The 17918-nt window shown below is 66.1% G+C and carries 19 protein-coding genes; 17 read left to right on the forward strand and 2 right to left on the reverse strand.

What is annotated here, in order from left to right; all coding sequences use genetic code 11:
* The first annotated feature begins 95 nt into the window (after positions 1–95).
* The 6 genes from AC1RT8_RS03805 to ychF all read left to right on the forward strand — a co-directional run bounded on the left by AC1RT8_RS03805 (position 96) and on the right by ychF (position 5637).
* Complete coding sequence (locus tag AC1RT8_RS03805) at positions 96–1241, forward strand: TraB/GumN family protein (RefSeq protein ID WP_493074247.1); 1146 nt, start codon at positions 96–98, stop codon at positions 1239–1241.
* 52 nt (positions 1242–1293) lie between these two features.
* The gene (locus AC1RT8_RS03810; RefSeq protein ID WP_493074248.1) at positions 1294–2229 is read left to right on the forward strand and encodes a TraB/GumN family protein; all 936 of its coding nucleotides are present in this window, start codon (positions 1294–1296) and stop codon (positions 2227–2229) included.
* Positions 2230–2477: 248 nt separating this feature from the next.
* Entirely contained in the window at positions 2478–3182 is a 705-nt protein-coding gene (locus AC1RT8_RS03815; RefSeq protein ID WP_493074249.1) for a 50S ribosomal protein L25/general stress protein Ctc, read from the forward strand.
* A gap of 93 nt (positions 3183–3275) precedes the next feature.
* Positions 3276–3851: an aminoacyl-tRNA hydrolase gene (gene pth, locus AC1RT8_RS03820; protein ID WP_493074250.1), complete on the forward strand. Its 576-nt coding sequence runs from the start codon at positions 3276–3278 to the stop codon at positions 3849–3851.
* Complete coding sequence (locus tag AC1RT8_RS03825; protein WP_493074251.1) at positions 3848–4447, forward strand: TIGR02466 family protein; 600 nt, start codon at positions 3848–3850, stop codon at positions 4445–4447. The genes pth and AC1RT8_RS03825 overlap by 4 nt, the downstream gene beginning before the upstream one ends.
* Positions 4448–4536: 89 nt before the next feature.
* Positions 4537–5637 carry a redox-regulated ATPase YchF gene (gene ychF, locus AC1RT8_RS03830; RefSeq protein WP_493074252.1) on the forward strand — a complete coding sequence of 367 codons (1101 nt, stop codon included), beginning with the start codon at positions 4537–4539 and terminating at the stop codon, positions 5635–5637.
* A gap of 201 nt (positions 5638–5838) precedes the next feature.
* Here ychF and AC1RT8_RS03835 read toward each other — a convergent pair whose 3' ends face one another.
* A complete protein-coding gene (locus AC1RT8_RS03835; protein ID WP_493074253.1) occupies positions 5839–7164 on the reverse strand; it encodes an MFS transporter in 1326 nt (441 codons plus the stop codon).
* A gap of 143 nt (positions 7165–7307) precedes the next feature.
* On the opposite strand from AC1RT8_RS03835, the gene cyoA reads away from it, so the two are divergent.
* The 11 genes from cyoA (at position 7308) to AC1RT8_RS03890 (ending at position 17433) form a co-directional block, all read left to right on the forward strand.
* Positions 7308–8300, forward strand: coding sequence for a ubiquinol oxidase subunit II (gene cyoA, locus AC1RT8_RS03840; RefSeq protein ID WP_493074254.1), 993 nt, complete (start codon positions 7308–7310; stop codon positions 8298–8300).
* 8 nt (positions 8301–8308) lie between these two features.
* Positions 8309–10315 (forward strand): cytochrome o ubiquinol oxidase subunit I, encoded by a 2007-nt coding sequence (gene cyoB / locus AC1RT8_RS03845; protein ID WP_493074255.1) that lies wholly within the window; start codon positions 8309–8311, stop codon positions 10313–10315.
* A 3-nt stretch (positions 10316–10318) separates the two neighbouring features.
* Entirely contained in the window at positions 10319–10948 is a 630-nt protein-coding gene (cyoC, locus tag AC1RT8_RS03850) for a cytochrome o ubiquinol oxidase subunit III (RefSeq protein ID WP_493074256.1), read from the forward strand.
* Positions 10945–11307 carry a cytochrome o ubiquinol oxidase subunit IV gene (gene cyoD, locus AC1RT8_RS03855; RefSeq protein WP_493074257.1) on the forward strand — a complete coding sequence of 121 codons (363 nt, stop codon included), beginning with the start codon at positions 10945–10947 and terminating at the stop codon, positions 11305–11307. Before cyoC ends, cyoD begins: the two co-directional genes overlap by 4 nt.
* On the forward strand, positions 11304–11984 hold the full coding sequence (locus AC1RT8_RS03860) for an SURF1 family protein (RefSeq protein ID WP_493074258.1): 681 nt from the start codon (positions 11304–11306) through the stop codon (positions 11982–11984). The genes cyoD and AC1RT8_RS03860 overlap by 4 nt, the downstream gene beginning before the upstream one ends.
* 9 nt (positions 11985–11993) lie before the next feature.
* A complete protein-coding gene (locus tag AC1RT8_RS03865) occupies positions 11994–13307 on the forward strand; it encodes an ATP-binding protein (RefSeq protein WP_493074259.1) in 1314 nt (437 codons plus the stop codon).
* Positions 13300–13836, forward strand: coding sequence for a response regulator transcription factor (locus AC1RT8_RS03870; protein ID WP_493074260.1), 537 nt, complete (start codon positions 13300–13302; stop codon positions 13834–13836). Before AC1RT8_RS03865 ends, AC1RT8_RS03870 begins: the two co-directional genes overlap by 8 nt.
* Positions 13837–13872: 36 nt before the next feature.
* Complete coding sequence (locus tag AC1RT8_RS03875) at positions 13873–14193, forward strand: hypothetical protein (protein ID WP_493074261.1); 321 nt, start codon at positions 13873–13875, stop codon at positions 14191–14193.
* Positions 14194–14246: 53 nt separating this feature from the next.
* Positions 14247–15629 (forward strand): hypothetical protein, encoded by a 1383-nt coding sequence (locus tag AC1RT8_RS03880; protein WP_493074262.1) that lies wholly within the window; start codon positions 14247–14249, stop codon positions 15627–15629.
* A 71-nt stretch (positions 15630–15700) separates the two neighbouring features.
* Entirely contained in the window at positions 15701–16981 is a 1281-nt protein-coding gene (locus AC1RT8_RS03885) for an alkaline phosphatase family protein (RefSeq protein ID WP_493074263.1), read from the forward strand.
* A gap of 2 nt (positions 16982–16983) precedes the next feature.
* Positions 16984–17433, forward strand: a complete 450-nt coding sequence (locus AC1RT8_RS03890) for a MaoC family dehydratase (protein WP_493074264.1) — start codon at positions 16984–16986, stop codon at positions 17431–17433.
* Between the two features lie 19 nt (positions 17434–17452).
* Here AC1RT8_RS03890 and AC1RT8_RS03895 read toward each other — a convergent pair whose 3' ends face one another.
* The gene (locus tag AC1RT8_RS03895; protein WP_493074265.1) at positions 17453–17821 is read right to left on the reverse strand and encodes a hypothetical protein; all 369 of its coding nucleotides are present in this window, start codon (positions 17819–17821) and stop codon (positions 17453–17455) included.
* Positions 17822–17918 lie beyond the last annotated feature (97 nt).

Here is a 17918-nt window from a genome sequence, read left to right on the forward strand (position 1 = left end):
TGCGGCAAGAAGATGCGCGTCGCTTTGGCGCATGCCCCGAAAAGGGTCAACCGCCACCGATTGACAGCCGTCACGGTTTGAGGCGTGTTAACCATATGAGACGGAGGGCGCGCTCGCCGGGAGACGGCCTGGGGGCACGGCGTATCATCGCGGGCCTCGTCGGACTCCTGACTCTGGCAAGCGCCACGCCCGCCGAGGCGCAGCGGCGGATCGCCCGTCCCCTCATCGCCTATCCCCCGATCAGCGAGCCGGGCATGGTGATATGGCGCGGCCGCCGGTTCGGGCCACCGCGCATCGCCTATCCTCGCCTTCCGGTGGACGACCGGGTCGCGCCGATGGAGTATGCGCTCGACAGCATGGATGGGGGCGATATCCCCTCCCCCGCGGAGATCCGCGCGGCGGAGGCGCGGATCGCGCTGATGCAGCTGTCGCAGAATTACCGGCCGCGCCCGGCGATCTGGCGGATCGGCGACCGCGACACGACGATCTATCTGTTCGGCACGATCCATATCCTGCCGCCCGGCTTCCAGTGGCGCAGCCCAACGCTCGACCGCGTGGTGCGCGAGGCCGGGTCGCTGATCGTCGAATCGGTGGAGGAGAGAAGGGCCGACCCGGCGGCGAGCCCATCCGTCCGGGCGCTGCCGCCGCTCAGGACCCGGGTCTCGCCCGATCACCGTGCCGCGCTGAGGCGCTTCACTGACGGGCTGGCGCCCGAAGCGGCGGCCGCGCTCGACGGCATGCCCACCTGGATCGCCGCGGTCGCGATCGGCTATGTCCGCGATTTCCGCGCGGGCGAGATACCCGGGCCGGGCGCGGACGACTGGCTGACCGGGCAGTTCCATGCGGCGGGCAAGCCAGTGGTGCCGATCGAGGACGGCAGCCGCGTCTATGCGACGGTCAACGCGATCCCCGAGGCGGAGCAGCGCCGCATGCTCGACCTGGCGCTCGACGCGCCGCAGCGCAGCCGGGCCGAGTTGCGCGCGCCGATCCATGCCTGGGCCAAGGGCGAGATCGGCCCTGAATCGGCGCTGACGGTGGATATGGTCGGGTCGAGCGGCACCGAGGCGCTGGCCGGGCCGCTGCTCACCAGCCGCAACCGCGCCTGGGCCGACAGCCTGGTGCAGCGCCTGCGCCTGCCGGGCACCGCGCTGTTCGCGGCGGGCGCCGGACATTTTGTCGGGCCGGGATCGGTGATCGACTTGCTCCGCCGGCGCGGAATCGCGGTAAAGCGGGTGGAGTGACGCCCCGATTGCCGATAAGCACCGCCAAATTTCTTTCGGGATTCCCATCAAGATGAAGATGCTCGGCAAGCTGATCGCGCCGTTGACCCTGTTGTTCGCGGCCCCGGCCTGTGCCCAGCCCGCCCCTGCCCCAAAGCCGACACCGACCCCCGTGGCCGATGCCGGCAAGCCGGCGGTGCGCGATGCCGATCCGGCGCTCTGGGTGGTCAAGGACAAGGACACGACCATCTATCTGTTCGGCACCATCCATGTGCTGAAGCCGGGACTGAGCTGGTTCGACGACGGGGTGAAGAAGGCGTTCGATGCCTCAGGCCAGGTCGTGCTCGAGCTGGTCATGCCCGATGCCGCGGCGATGCAGGCGCTGATCATGGCAAAAGGCATCGCGCATGACGGCACGACGCTGACCCAGAAAATGCCCGAGGCGAAGCGCCCGGCTTTAGCCAAGGCGCTGGCCGACCTGAACCTGCCGGCGACGGCGTTCGATGCGATGGAGCCCTGGTATGCGGCGACCAACCTGTCGCTGCTGCCGCTGATGAAGAAGGGCTACGACGTCAGCAACGGGCCGGAGCAGTCGATCAGCAAGGCAGCCGCCGCGCAGGGCAAGCCGGTTATCGGACTCGAGACGGCGGAGGAGCAGCTGAGCATCTTCGACGCGCTGTCGATGCCAGCGCAGGTCGCTTTCCTGTCGAGCACGATCGACGAGCTGCCCAAGCTCGATGCGACGATGAACACCATGGTCGACAGCTGGGCCAAGGGCGATCCCGATGCGCTGGGCAAGACGCTGAACGACGATCTCGACGCCTCGCCCGAGGTGAAGAAGGCCCTGCTGACCGATCGCAACAAGCGCTGGGCCTTTTGGATCAACAACCGGATGAAGCAGCCAGGTACGGTGTTCATCGCGGTCGGGGCCGGGCATCTGGCGGGCAAGGACAGCGTGCTGGAGCAGCTTCGGGGGTATCGGCTGAAGGCGAAGCGGGTGAAGTACTAAATCCTTCTCCCATCGGGAGAAGGTGGCGCGAAGCGCCGGATGAGGGTGAACAATGGAGGCGCTACGTTCGCCCTCGCCCTCCCACCGCTTCGCGGCGGGCCCCTCCCTCTCCCGCTGGGAGAGGTGTAAGGGAGAGGGAGTGAGAGCTTGCCTCCAGCCCCCCTCTCCCCTATAGGCGCCCGCTTCCGGTCAGGGTCATCCCTGGAGGCCTGCCCGGAGATTTGAAACCAAGCATATCGGAGACTGCAATGAGCGAACAGCTTACGCTCGCAGCCGAGACGCGTGGACAGGTTGGCAAGGGAGCCTCCCGTTCGCTTCGTCGTGAAGGCCGCGTACCCGCCGTGATCTACGGCAACAAGCAAGACCCCGCCTCGATCCATGTCGAGGAAAAGGCGCTGATGCGCCTCCTCATGACGGGTCATTTCATGAATTCGGTGGTGATGGTGGAAGTCGACGGCAAGGCCGTCCGCACCCTCCCCAAGGACGTCGCGTTCGACGTCGTGTCCGATCGTCCGGTCCATGTCGACTTCCTGCGCATCTCCGAGCACGCGACCGTGCACGTGAACGTGCCGGTGGTGTTCACCGATGAGGACGAATCGAAGGGCATCAAGCGCGGCGGCGTGCTCAACATCGTGCGCCATGAGCTGGAGCTGATCTGCGACGCGGCCGAGATTCCCGACGAGATCGCCATCTCGCTCAAGGGCACCGACGTGGGCGATTCGATCCACATCTCGCAAGTGAAGCTGCCCAAGGGCACCAAGTCGGCGATCGACGACCGCGATTTCACCATCGCGACCCTGATCGCGCCGTCGGCGCTCAAGTCCGAGACGCTCGAGCAGGTCGCCGAAGAGGCAGCTCTCGCCGAAGCGGCGCATGAAGAGCATGTCGCCGAAGTCGAAGCCGAGGAAGCTGCTGCGGAAGCCGCTCCCGACGGCGAAGCCTCGGAAGGCTGAACGAACGATCCGCGCCGCTCGCGGCGTGGGACAGGATCGGGGGCAGCGGAAGCAACGGCTTCCCTGCCCCTTTTCTTTGGGTAAAGGACTTCGATGCAACTCTGGGTCGGCCTCGGTAATCCCGGCGCGCAATATGCGCTGCAGCGGCACAATGTCGGCTTCATGGTCGCCGATACGATCGCCGACCTGCATGATTTCGGCCCGGTGAAAAAGGCATTCCAGGGCTGGACCCAGGAGGGTCGGATCGGCGCCGAGAAGATCCTGCTGCTCAAGCCCGCGACCTTCATGAACGAGAGCGGCCGCTCGATCGGCGAGGCGATGCGCTTCTACAAGCTTGAGGTCGGCGACGTGACGGTGTTCCATGACGAGCTCGATCTCGCGCCGTTCAAGGTGAAGGTGAAGATCGGGGGCGGCACCGCGGGGCATAACGGCCTGCGCTCGACCGAGGCGCATATCGGCAACGAATTCCGCCGGGTGCGGATCGGGATCGGCCATCCCGGGCACAAGGACAAGGTCAGCCCCTATGTGCTGGGCAATTACGCCAAGGCCGAGATGGATCCGCTGGCGGACCTGCTCGGCGCGGTGGCGGCGGAGGCGAAATGGCTCGCCGAGGGCAATGATGCCCGATTCATGAGCGATGTCGCATTGCGGCTGGGGGATTCCAAATGACGGTGCGCAACCTGTTCGCGACGCGGCTTTACGAGGGCGTGCTGGGCGACGCCGCTTTCGTGGCGGAACTCGACCATTCGTGCCGCGTGCTGGCCGAGGACGACCGTGCCGGGCGGCACTGGTCCAAGGCGAACGGCTATCGCGGCTATACCAGCTACGCCTCGCTCAACGACCTGCCGCAGCGCGACCCGGTCTTCGGCGAGCTGGTGAAGCGGCTCAACAGGCATGTCGCGGCCTTCGCGGCCGAGTGTGCGTTCGATCTCGGGAGCAAGCTCAAGCTCGACAGCTTCTGGGTGAATGTCCTGAAGCCGGGCGGCACGCATTCGGGCCATATCCATCCGCACAGCGTCGTCTCGGGCACGGCCTATATCGCGGTGCCGCCGGGCGCCGGGCCGCTCAAGCTGGAGGACCCGCGCCTGCCGCTGATGATGGCCGCCCCGACCCGGCTCGACGATGCGCCGGAGGATTTGCGCAGCTTCGTCTATGTCGAGCCCGAGGCCGGCAGCGTGCTGCTGTGGGAGAGCTGGCTGCGCCATGAGGTGCCGGCGGGTACGGCGAAGGACGAGCGGATCAGCATCAGCTTCAACTATCGGTGAAGCTGGCATTGAGGCGACGAAACGCCTATCTGGCCGCGCAATCACGGCGACCTGAAAGACCGGTCGCGACACTCTGACAAGGAACGAAGATGGGTTTCCGTTGTGGTATCGTGGGCTTGCCCAATGTCGGCAAGTCGACGCTGTTCAATGCGCTGACGGAGACCGCCGCGGCGCAGGCGGCGAACTATCCGTTCTGCACGATCGAGCCGAATGTCGGCAACGTCGCGGTGCCCGACAAGCGGCTCGACCAGCTTGCGGCGATCGCGGGCTCGGCCAAGATCATCGAGACTCAGCTCGGCTTCGTCGACATTGCCGGCCTGGTGCGTGGCGCCTCCAAGGGTGAGGGTCTCGGCAACCAGTTCCTCGGCAATATCCGCGAGGTGGACGCGATCGTCCATGTGCTGCGCTGCTTCGAGAATGGCGATGTGACTCATGTCGAGGGCAAGGTCGATCCGATCGCCGATGCCGAGACGGTCGAGACCGAGCTGATGCTGTCCGACCTGGAGAGCCTCGAAAAGCGCGTGCCCAATTATGCGAAAAAGGCCGCGCAGGGCGACAAGGAAGCGAAGATCGCTGCCTCGGTGCTCGGCCAGGCGCTCGAACTGCTGCGCGAGGGCAAGCCTGCGCGCCTGACCAAGCCGAAGGACGAGGAAGAGCAACGCGTCTTCGCTCAGGCGCAGCTGCTGACGTCCAAGCCGGTCCTCTATGTCTGCAACGTCGATGAGGGCGATGCGGCGCACGGCAATGCGCTGTCGGCAAAGGTGTTCGAAAAGGCCAGGGCCGAGGGCGCCGAGGCCGTTGTCGTCTCCGCGGCGATCGAAGCCGAGATCGCGACCATGGCGCCCGACGAGCGCGGCGAGTTCCTGTCCGAGCTGGGGCTTGAGGAGACCGGCCTCGCCCGCGTGATCACCGCCGGCTACAAGCTGCTCCACCTGCTCACCTTCTTCACCGTCGGCCCAAAGGAAGCGCGCGCCTGGACCGTCCATGTCGGCGCCAAGGCCCCGCAGGCAGCGGGCGAGATCCACACCGATTTCGAACGCGGCTTCATCCGCGCCGAGACGATCGCCTTCGACGATTATGTCGCGTTCAAGGGCGAAGCCGGCGCGCGCGATGCGGGCAAGCTGCGGTCGGAGGGCAAGGAATATGTCGTCCAGGACGGCGACGTGCTGCTGTTCCGGTTTAATGTCTGAGGTTGAACGACTAGCACAATAAGCACCTTTCCTCTCCAGTGGGAGAGGATACGAAAGCTTAGCAGCTTGCTGCTTAGCTGAAGTTGGAGAGGGGCTCCGGAAGCTATCGAGGGCTCCCGGAGCCCCTCTCCAACTTCGCCTAATTCGCTGCGCTCATAAGGCTCCGTATCCTCTACCACTGGAGAGGAAGAGCAGTCCTTCCTAGGCTGTCTTCCCCGCCAGGTTCCGGTTCACCAACAGCGCCACCAGCGTCCCGAGCGCGCCCGACAGCAGGTACAGCCCCGCCGCGATCAGCCCGAGGCGGGTCGCCAGCAGCAGGGCGACGAGCGGCGCGAAGCCTGCCCCGAACAGCCAGGCGAGATCGGACGTGAGGGCCGATCCGGTATAGCGCGACTGGAGCGAGAAGCTCGACGCCACAGCGCCGGACGATTGGCCGAAGGAGAGGCCGAGCAGCGCGAAGCCGACGATCATGAACGCCGCCGCGCCCAGTTCCCCGGTCGCGAGCAGCTGCGGCGCAAACCCGCTATAGACCGCGATCGCCGCCGCCGAGACGCCGAGGACCGAGCGCCGGCCATAACGGTCCGCCAGCAGCCCCGAGCTGACGATGGCGATCAGCCCGACCACCGCGCCGGCGATCTCGACCAGCAGGAAGCGCGCCGCGGTCTCGTTGGTGAACAGTACGACCCATGACAGTGGGAACACCGTGACCATGTGGAACAGCGCGAAGCTGGCAAGCGGGGCGAAGGCGCCGACGACGATCTTCCAGCCGTCCGATCGGATCGTCGCGGTGATGCGCGAGGGCTTCAGTTCGTCGTTGCGGAACAGGGTTTCGTAATCGGGCGCGACGACCATGCGCAGCCGCGCGAACAACGCCACCACGTTGAGCGCGAACGCCACGAAGAAGGGATAGCGCCAGCCCCAGTCGAGGAAGTCCGCCGTCGACAGCGCGTTGAGGAAATAGGCGAACAGGCCACTGGCCACGATCAGCCCGAGCGGTGCCCCGAGCTGCGGGATCATCGCAAACCAGCCGCGCCGATTCTCGGGCGCGTTGATCGCGAGCAGCGAGGCAAGCCCGTCCCACGCCCCGCCCAGCGCGACGCCCTGGCCGATGCGGAAAGCACAGAGGATGATCGCGGAGAGGCTGCCGACCTGGGCATAGCCGGGCAGGAAGGCCACCGCGACGGTCGACGAGCCGAGCAGGAACAGCGCGATCGTCAGCTTCGCACTGCGCCCGTAATTCCGGTCGATCGCCATGAAGATGGCCGAGCCGAACGGGCGTGCGACGAAGGCGAGCGCAAAGATCGCGAACGACCAGAGCGTGCCGTTCAGCCGGTCGAGATAGGGGAACACGACCTGCGGGAACACCAGTACCGAGGCGATCGCATAGACGAAGAAATCGAAGAATTCCGACGTCCGCCCGATGATCACGCCGATCGCGATCTCGCCGGGCTGCACTTTGGAGTGGCCCTTGGCATGCAATGCCAGCGCATCGCGTTCCAGCGCGTTGGAAGGTATCTGATGGGCCATCCGGCAGCTCTGTTCCTTGATTCCCGCCGCGCAGGCGATCGGTATCGTTTCTCTTGCGCCCTCTTAGCCCCAGAGCGGGTTTCGAGGGCATAGGACAAATTGTCCAATCGTGCGGACACCCGCTGCGGGCGTAGGCGGCGGTCATGACCTCCCATGGCCTCTTCCCCTTGCGCATGATCCGCCGGATTGCCCCCCTGGCGCTGCTCCCGCTCGGCGGGTGCAGGTTTCAGGTGCTCGATCCGGCCGGCGACGTCGCAAGCCAGCAGGCGCAGATCCTGATCATCTCGACGGTGCTGATGCTGGTCATCATCGTGCCGGTGATGGCGCTGACGATCTTCTTCGCCTGGCGTTACCGCGCGTCGAGCACAACGGCCGAGCATCGCCCGGACTGGGACCATTCGACTGGGCTCGAGCTGATCATCTGGTCGGCGCCGCTGCTGATCATCATCATGCTCGGTGCGATCACCTGGATCAGCACGCACACGCTCGATCCCTATCGCCGGCTCGAACGGATCGCGCCGGGCCGCGCCGTCGCGGCACACGCCAAGCCGCTAGAGATCCAGGTCGTCTCGCTCGACTGGAAATGGCTGTTCATCTACCCCGAACAGGGCATCGCCACGGTCAACCAGCTCGCGTTGCCGGTCGATCGTGAAGTCCGGTTCCGGCTGACCTCCGGCAATGTGATGAACTCCTTCTACGTGCCCGCGCTGGCCGGGCAAATCTACACCATGGCGGGCATGGAGACGAAGCTCCACGCCGTGCTCAACCAGCCGGGCGTGTTCGAGGGCTTCTCCGCCAATTACAGCGGCGCGGGCTTTTCCGGCATGCATTTCAAGGTCGCCGGGATGGACGATGCCGGCTTCGCCCGCTGGGTGGAGAAGGCCCGCAAGGGCGGCGGCCTGCTCGACCGCAAGGCCTATCTGGCGGCGGCCCGCCCGAGCGAGAATGTCCCGCCCGGTTACTGGTCGTCGGTCGATCCGCAGCTGTTCGCCCGCATCGTCGACATGTGCGTCGAGCCGGACAAGCCCTGCATGACCGAGACGATGAAGCACGACATGGCCGGACCGCACGCTGCCCATGACATGCCCATGCCAGCTGCCTCCGCCCAGCCCCCCGCACACCCATCGCATCGCTGAGGACCATCATGTCCCCCGACCTCTTCAAGACCATCTTCGGCCGCTTCACGCTGGAGGCGCTGCCGCTGCACGAGCCGATCGTGGTGATGACCTTCCTCGCGGTCGCGGCGGGCGGCATCGCGCTGCTCGCGGTGCTGACCTATTACAAGTGCTGGAGCTATCTCTGGAACGAGTGGTTCACCAGCGTCGACCACAAGCGCATCGGGGTCATGTACATGATCCTCGGCTTCATCATGCTGCTGCGCGGTTTTTCCGACGCGATCATGATGCGCCTGCAGCAGGCGATGGCGTTCGGCCCGAACCAGGGATATCTGCCCGCCGACCATTACGACCAGATCTTCACCGCGCACGGCGTGATCATGATCTTCTTCGTCGCGATGCCGTTCGTCACCGGGCTGATGAACTTCGCCGTCCCGCTGCAGATCGGCGCCCGCGACGTGTCCTTCCCCTATCTCAACAATTTCAGCTTCTGGATGACCGCGGCAGGCGCCGCGATCGTCATGATGAGCCTGTTCGTCGGCGAGTTCGCGCGGACCGGCTGGCTGGCGATGGCGCCCTTGTCGGGGATCGACGCCTCACCCGATGTCGGGGTCGATTACTATATCTGGGCGCTTCAGGTCGCGGGAGTCGGGACGCTGTTGTCCGGCATCAACCTGATCGCGACGATCGTGAAGATGCGCGCGCCGGGCATGACGATCATGAAGATGCCGGTGTTCACCTGGACGGCGCTCTGCACCAACATCCTGATCGTCGCCGCCTTCCCGGTGCTGACCGCGGTGCTCGCGCTGCTCGGCCTCGACCGCTATTTCGGCACGCATTTCTTCACCAACTCCATGGGCGGCAACCCCATGATGTATGTGAACATGATCTGGATCTGGGGCCATCCCGAAGTCTACATCCTGATCCTGCCTGCCTTCGGCATCTTCTCCGAAGTCACCTCGACCTTCTGCGACAAGCGGCTCTTCGGCTATACCTCGATGGTCTATGCGACGGTGGTCATCACCATCCTGTCCTATCTGGTGTGGCTCCATCACTTCTTCACCATGGGCTCGGGCGCGAGCGTCAATAGCTTCTTCGGCATCACGACGATGATCATCTCGATCCCGACGGGCGCGAAGATCTTCAACTGGCTGTTCACGATGTACCACGGCAAGATCCGCTTCGAGTTGCCGATGATGTGGACCATCGCGTTCATGCTCACCTTCACCGTGGGCGGCATGACCGGCGTGATGCTCGCGGTGCCGCCCGCCGATTTCGTGCTGCACAATTCGCTGTTCCTGGTCGCGCATTTCCACAACGTCATCATCGGCGGCGTCGTGTTCGGCATGTTCGCCGGCATCACCTACTGGTTCCCCAAGGCGTTCGGCTTCAAGCTCGATCCCTTCTGGGGCAAGGTCAGCTTCTGGTTCTGGGTATCGGGCTACTGGTTCGCCTTCACCCCGCTCTATGTGCTCGGACTGATGGGCGTGACGCGCCGCCTGCGCCATTTCGACGATCCGTCGCTGCAGGTCTGGTTCCTGATTGCCGCGTTCGGCGCGGCACTGATCGCGCTCGGCATCCTCGCCCAGCTCGTCCAGTTCTATGCCAGCATCCGCGACCGCAACACCGATCGATTGCGCGATACGACCGGCGATCCCTGGGGTGGCCGCACGCTCGAATGGGCGACTTCCTCGCCCCCACCAGCCTATAATTTCGCGTTCACGCCGGTGATCCACGATCTCGACGCCTGGTACGACATGAAATCCCGCGGCCATGTCCGCCCGGTCGATGGTTTCCGCGCGATCCTGATGCCGAAGAACACGCCCACCGGCCTGTTCCTGGCCGGCCTTAGCTTCACCTTCGCGGTCGGCATGATCTGGTATGTCTGGTGGCTGGCCGCCGCGAGCCTGATCGGCGTGGTCGCGGTCGCGATCCGCCACAGCTTCAACTACGACCGCGAATTCCACGTGCCCGTCGAAGAAGTGACCGCGGTCGAAGGCGACCGCACCCGGCGGCTCGCGGCGCTGGGAGCCTGAACCATGGCCCATGCAGCAACCATGACCGAGAGCGGCGAGCCCGCCTTCTACCTGACCGACGAGCACGACCACGAAGCCGGCGGCAGCACGATGCTCGGCTTCTGGATCTATCTGATGAGCGACTGCCTCATCTTCGCGATGCTGTTCGCCTGTTACGGCGTATTCGGCAGCGCCTATGCCGGCGGCCCGAAACCAGCGGAAATCTTCGAGCTGCCGCTGGTTGCGGTCAACACCTCGATGCTGCTGCTATCGTCGATCACGTACGGCTTCGCGATGCTGGCGATGGCAGAGGATCGCAAGGCCGGTACGCTTACCTGGCTGGCGGTCACCGGGCTGTTCGGACTGGCGTTTGTCGGGGTCGAGCTGCACGAATTCTCCGCGCTGATCGCCGAGGGCGCGACGCCGCAGCGCAGCGCTTTCCTCTCCGCCTTCTTCACGCTGGTCGGCACGCACGGCCTGCACGTCTCGCTCGGGATCGTCTGGCTGGTGACCTTGATGGTCCAGGTCGCGAAGCATGGGCTGGGCGCCGCCAACCGGCGCCGGCTGATGTGCCTGTCGCTGTTCTGGCACTTCCTCGACGTGATCTGGATCGGCGTGTTCACCTTCGTCTATCTGCTCGGAGTCATCAGATGAGCGCTGACAGCCACAGCCACGACGCCCCCGCGCACGGCACGCGCCGCAGCTATCTGACCGGGTTCGCCCTGTCGGTGATGCTGACCGCCATCCCCTTCTGGCTGGTGATGACCGGCGCGCTCGGCAACAATCAGGTCACTGCGCTGGTGATCATGGGCTTCGCCTTCGTCCAGGTGATCGTCCACATGATCTTCTTCCTCCACCTCGACACGCGGTCGGAGGGCGGCTGGAACATGCTGGCGCTGATCTTCACTTTGGTGCTGGTGGCGATCGTGCTGATCGGATCGCTCTGGGTCATGTACCACATGAACCTCAACATGATGCCGGCCATGGGATCGCATGACGCGAGCGTGATGTGAAACGCGTCCTTCTGGGGGTGATTGCGCTCCTGGTCGTGGCTGGACTGGTATCGCTAGGAGTGTGGCAGCTCGAACGCCGTCAATGGAAGCTCGCCCTGATCGAGCAGGTCGACCGCCGCCTCGCTGCGGCGCCCGTCCCTGCCCCCGGACCAGCGCTCTGGCCGCGCATCGCGCGTGGCGACGCCTATACCCGCGTCACCGTCCACGGCAGTTTTCGCAACGACCGCGAGACGCTGGTGCAGGCAGTGACCGAACTGGGCCCGGGCTATTGGGTGCTGACCCCGCTGGTCACCGATCGCGGCTTCACTGTGCTGGTCAATCGCGGCTTCGTACCCACCGACCGGAAATCCTGGGCGCGCGCCGCCGCTCCCGTGACGATCACCGGCCTGCTCAGAATCAGCGAACCCAAGGGTGGTTTCCTGCGATCGAACGATCCGGCCGCCGGCCGCTGGTATTCGCGTGACGTTCCGGCGATCGCCGCGGCAAGGTCGCTGGGCACAGTCGCTCCCTATTTCATCGACGCCGACGCCGCGTCGACCACAGGCTGGCCGCGCGGCGGGCTGACGGTGATCGCTTTCCCCAACAACCATCTCCAATATGCGCTGACCTGGTTCGCCATGGCCGCGCTGCTCGCCGGGGCAAGCCTGCGCATGGCGCTCCGCCGCAAGGCCGCCTAGATGTGGCCGATGGCCGCCACCGACGCCCTTCCGCCCGCCGAGCGATCGACGCAGAGCGCCGCGGTCGCCAGCGCGCGCAACATGCTGTTGCTCACGCATCTGCGCTGGCTCGCGGCGGTGGGGCAGCTCGGCACGATCCTGTTCGTCAATCTGGTGCTCGGCGTGGCGCTGCCGATGGCTGCGATGATCACGGTGGTCGGCGGGCTGATCCTGCTCAACCTCGGCACCTTGATCACCCTCGCGCAGCGTCGCCCGGTCTCCAACTGGCATCTGTTCCTCGCCCTGCTGGTGGATTTCGCCGCGCTGACCGCGCAGCTCTATATGAGCGGCGGCGCGACCAACCCGTTCGCCCCGATCGGCCTGCTTCAGGTGGTGCTCGGTGCAGTGCTGCTCGAAGCATGGTCGAGCTGGGCCTTGCTGGCGCTGCACAGCGCCGCGTTCGGCCTGCTCGCGATCTACCACGATCCGCTCGACCTGCCGCTGGCCTATGCCAGCACGCTGTCGCCAGCCCATCTCTTCGCGAGCTGGGTCAATTTCGTGCTCGCGGCGGTGCTGCTCGTGTTCTTCGTCACGCGGATCGGGCGCAATCTGCGGCGGCGCGACGCGAGCCTGGCCGAGATGCGCCAGCGCGCGGCGGAGGAGGATCATATTGTGCGCATGGGCCTGCTCGCCTCGGGCGCGGCGCATGAGCTGGGCACGCCGCTCTCCTCGCTCTCGGTCATCCTCGGCGACTGGCGCAAGCAGCCCGCCCTGCACGCCGATCCGGCGCTGTCGGTGGAGATCGAGGAGATGCAGGCCGCCGTCGCGCGCTGCAAGGAGATCGTCGGCGGCATCCTCTATGCCTCGGGCGAAGCACGCAGCGAGGATCTGGAGCGCACCACGCTCCGGGCCTTCCTCGCCAGCGTCACCGGCCCCTGGTCGGCACAGCATCCGGGCAAGTTCGCCTTTATCGACCGGCTGGAGCGCAATCCGGCGATCGCCGCCGACCGCACCCTGGCGCAGATCGTGACCAACGTGCTCGACAACGCCGCCGAAGCGGGCGCGAGCCGGATCGCGATGACCGCCGAGATCGCCGAGGGCAACCTTATCCTTGCCGTCCACGACAATGGCGGCGGTTTCCCGCCCGACATGCTCGACCGGGTGGGCAAGCCCTATGCCTCGACCAAGGACCGGCGCGGCGCCGGGCTCGGCCTTTTCCTCGCGGTCAATGTGATGCGCAAGCTCGGCGGCAGCCTCGACGTCCGGAACGCCGAGGACGGGGGTGCGATGGTCACCCTGTCGGTGCCGCTGGCCGCACTCGCGCTGGACGATGCCCATGGCTGACCCAAGGCTGCTCATCATCGAGGACGATGAGGGTTTCTCGAAGACCTTGTCGCGGTCCTTCGAGAAGCGCGGCTACGACGTCCGCGTGCTGAACGACCCGGCCAGGCTGACCGCACTGCTCGAGACGTTCACGCCCGCCTTTGCCGTGGTCGACCTGCGGCTCGGCGGCGCGTCGGGCCTCACCTGCGTCCAGGCGCTGCATACGCATGACGCGACTACCCGCATCGTCGTGCTGACCGGCTTTGCCAGCATCTCGACCGCGGTCGAGGCGATCAAGCTCGGCGCGACCAACTATCTGACCAAGCCGTCCGACAGCGACGATATCGAGCGCGCATTCGACCGGGTCGAGGGCGATGCCAGCGCCGACCTCGCGGTGCGCCCGACGTCGATCAAGACGCTCGAATGGGAACATATCCACCAGACGCTCGCCGATGTGGACTTCAACGTCTCGGCGGCCGCGCGGCGCCTCGGCATGCATCGCCGCACGCTCGCGCGGAAACTGGAAAAGCGGCATTTGCCGCGCGATTGAGTTGCCGGGGCGCCCGCACCTCCCTATTCTTGTCCCATGATCGCCCGGTTGATCCTGTCGCTACTGCTAGCCGCCCTCACGCTTCCCGCGATGGCGGCGGCATCGTGCCATGAGGCGCCGGCAACCGAGATGGCGACATCGCATCACGGCATGCCGATGCCGGCCGCGCCCGCCCATGACGACAAGGCAGTGGTCGGGCACGCGTGTATCGGCTGTATCCCGCCATCGACGCTGAAGAGCGCCGCTGCGGACGCGCCCGTGCCGAGGAGCGCCGAAATCCGCGTCGCGCGCACCGCGACCTTCGATCCCGGCAAGGCGCCGGCGCCCGACACCCCACCTCCGCGCGCAGAAGCATGATCCCGGGGGCAGCCCTGCCCCGATCATGTTCCTCCTTGCGAGAGTTTCAGACGATGATTCGATATGAGTTGCTCGCGGCTACGGCCGCGGCGGCGCTGATCCCCATGGCTGCATCGGCGCAGACCATGGACCATGGCATGCATATGCCGGCGCCGACACCTACGCCCGCACCAGCCGCCCCGGCGATGGCCCCCGATATGCCCATGCCGGCCCCCGCACCCGCGCCCGAAGCGCCGCAGGACCATCACGACCATCATCCCGGCATGGTCATGTCCGGTGATGCTCCCGCGATGGATGTGCCGGCGATCGCCTATGGCTCCGGCACGTCGCGCCTGCCCGCCAATGAAGGCGCGATGCATGGCGTGCACATCCCGGCGGGCGACTGGATGGTGATGCTCCACGGCTATGTGTGGGCCACCTATACCGACCAGGGCGGCCCGCGCGGCGATAACGAGGCCTTCGTCCAGTCGATGGCGATGCTCAGCGCGGCCGGCGAGGTCGCGCCTGGTGTGCGCCTCGGATTCCAGTCGATGCTGAGCCTCGAGCCGCTGATGGGCGCAAAGGGCTATCCCAACCTGTTCGCCACCGGCGAAACCGCCGACGGCACCACGCATCTGGTCGACCGCCAGCATCCGCACGACCTGTTCATGGAATTGTCGGGCCGGATCGATGTGGATGTGGCGCCCGGCGCCAGCCTGTTCCTCTATGGCGGCCCGGTCGCCGAGCCCGCACTCGGGCCATCCGCTTTCATGCACCGCGCCTCGGCGCAATATCTGCCGCTCGCGCCGATCACGCATCACTGGTTCGACAGCACGCATATCACTTACGGCGTGGTGACGGCGGGCGTGGCGACGCCGCGCTTCCAGATCGAGGCCTCCGCCTTTCGCGGGCGCGAGCCGGACCAGTTCCGCTGGAACATCGAAACGCCGAAGCTCGACAGCTGGAGCGTGCGCGCGACCTGGACGCCCTCGCCCGCCTGGGCGCTGCAGGTCAGCCATGGGCGGATCGAGAGCCCCGAACAGCTCGAACCCGCCCGCAACGAGGCGCGCACCACGGCAAGCGTGCAATATGCGAAGGGCGGGCTTTCCACGCTGGTCGCCTTTTCGGCCAAGAAGGACCTGCCCGGCCGCACCTCGACCGCGTGGCTGGCCGAGGCCAACTGGAACATCGGCAAGCACCACACGCTGTTCGGCCGCGCGGAGAATGTCGCCAATGACGAACTCTTCCCCGATCACGCCGATCCGCTGCACGATCGGATGTTCCGGGTGAGCAAATTCGAGGGCGGCTATGCCTATCGCTTGCCGCTGCCCGGGCCGTTCGGGCTGGCGCTCGGCGGGGCGCTGGCGGCCTATGCCAAGCCGGCCGCGCTCGATGCGGCCTATGGCGACGCGCCGGTCAGTTATACGCTGTTCGCCAAGCTCTCGCTGGGGCAATAGGCAAACCGCGAATCCCACCGTCACCCCGGACTCGTTCCGGGGTCCACCGAGCGGCGGGCGCTGGAGGTCACATGAGCCAGTACGCCAGGCCGCAGAGTGGATGCCGGAACAAGTCCGGCATGACGGGGTGGGTATTGGCTCTGGCGGCACTGGCGCTTTCCGCCTGTGCCGCCACACCGCCACCCGCGCCGACCGTGCAGGCACCGGCCGAACAGCGCGCACCCGTCACCATCCTGATCTCGATCGACGCCCTCCGCCCCGATTATATGGGCCGCGGCGACACGCCGGTGCTCGACGCACTGGCGCAGCAGGGCATGCGCGCGACGATGCGGCCGAGCTTCCCGACCCTGACCTTCCCCAACCACACCACGCTCGTCACCGGGCTGCGCCCGGATCGCAACGGCATCGTCGCCAACACCATGTATGACCCCAAGCGGCCGGGCGTGCGCTTCTACAGCAAGGAGCTGGAGAGTTCGGATCCCTTCTGGTGGGCCGAATCCGAACCGCTCTGGATCACCGCTGAGAAGAACGGCGTCCGGGCTGGCACGATGTTCTGGCCGGGTGAGGAAGCGGCGCATGGCGATGTCCGGCCCTATGACTGGATTCGGTTCGACCCGAATTTCACCAGCGCGCAACGGGTACGCACGGTGACTGACTGGATGCGGCGTCCAGCCGATATCCGGCCCGGTTTCGTGGTGATCTACTTCGACGATGTCGACAAGGCGGGCCACAAGTTCGGGCCGGCAGCCCCGGAAACGCGCGACGCGGTGCGGCTGATCGACCGGTTGATCGGCGATCTCAAGGCCGGGCTGGACTCACTGGGCCAGCCGGTGAACCTCGTCATTGTCTCCGACCATGGCATGCGCGCGATCCAGCCCGAACGCACCGTCTCGCTCGACAGGATCCTGCCCCGGGAAAGCTATCGGCTGGCAAGCTATGGCCCGTTCGCGACGCTCGATCCGGTCCCCGGCCATGAAGAGGAGGTCGCCCGCGCCCTGCTCGCGCCCAACCCGGACATGACCTGCTGGCGCAAGGCGGACGTCCCCGCGAAATTCCATTACGGCGCCAATCCCCGGGTCGGCGCCTTTGTGTGCCAGGCAGCCGCGGGCGGCGAGGTGATGCCCGGCATGCCGACCAACAAGGGCGACCATGGCTATGAGCCCGACGATCCCGAGATGACCGCCCTGTTCCTGGTCAATGGTCCGGCCTTCCGTCGCGAGGCGCGCGTGCCCGCCAAATTCGACAATGTCGATCTTTACCCGATGCTGGCGCGCCTGATCGGCGTCCCGCCTTTGCCCAATGACGGGGATGCGGCAACGCTCGCTCCCCTGGTCGCCCCGACGGAGAAATGACCATGCAATATTTCGAGGACATCGAGGTCGGCGCGACGTCAAGCTTCGGCCGCTACGAGGTGACGCGCGAGGAAGTGATCGAGTTCGCCTCGAAATATGATCCCCAGCCCTTCCACCTCTCCGACGAAGCGGCCGCGGCCACGCATTTCGGGCGCCTGTCGGCCAGCGGCTGGCAGACCTGCGCGATGACCATGTCGATGGTCGTCGCCAATCTGAAGGCACACAAACAGGCCGGGCTGGGCTCGCCGGGCGTCGACGAGTTGCGCTGGCTCAAACCCGTCTATCCCGGCGACGTGCTCCGCTGCGAGACCGAGGTGCTCGACAAGCGCGCGTCGCAGAGCCGGCCCGAAATGGGCAGCTATCGCAGCAGGATGACGGTGCTCAACCAGGACGATGTCCCGGTGATGACCTTCACCTCGATCGGCCTGATCCGGACTCGCCCGGCCGGCTGACCGACCGGGCTGTCGCCCCTCAGCGGCGGCGGCGGCCGCCGCCATTGTTGCCGCGCGTCACGCCGTAATCGCGCCAGACCGGGCGGATGTCGCGGCGATCGCGATGCCAGGTCTGCGAGCGGCCCTGCCAATAGCCCCGCTGCCCGTCGTTCCAGCGGTGGCGGCGGTTCTGGCGATCATAGACGTAATAGCCGGTGCCCGGATAATAATAGTCGTTGTACCAGCCCCAATAGGGGCTGCCGCTATAACCGCCATAATAGGGATCCCAGTCGGTATAGCCGTAACCCGCAGACACGCCGCCATAGCCATAACCGTCGGTGGCGCAGCCGGAGAGACCAAAGCCGGCAGCAAGCGCTAAACCGGCAACGGAAAGCTTGAAGGGTGACATTGACGCAACTCCCGTGATGGGAGCGCCGATGTGGTGCGGCAGCGGCGCTTCGATGCGCAATCAACGGGAAAAACCCGTACCGGTTCCAAAGTGCGAA

It is taken from the genome of Sphingomonas sp. GW821-FHT10F11 (assembly GCF_058809095.1).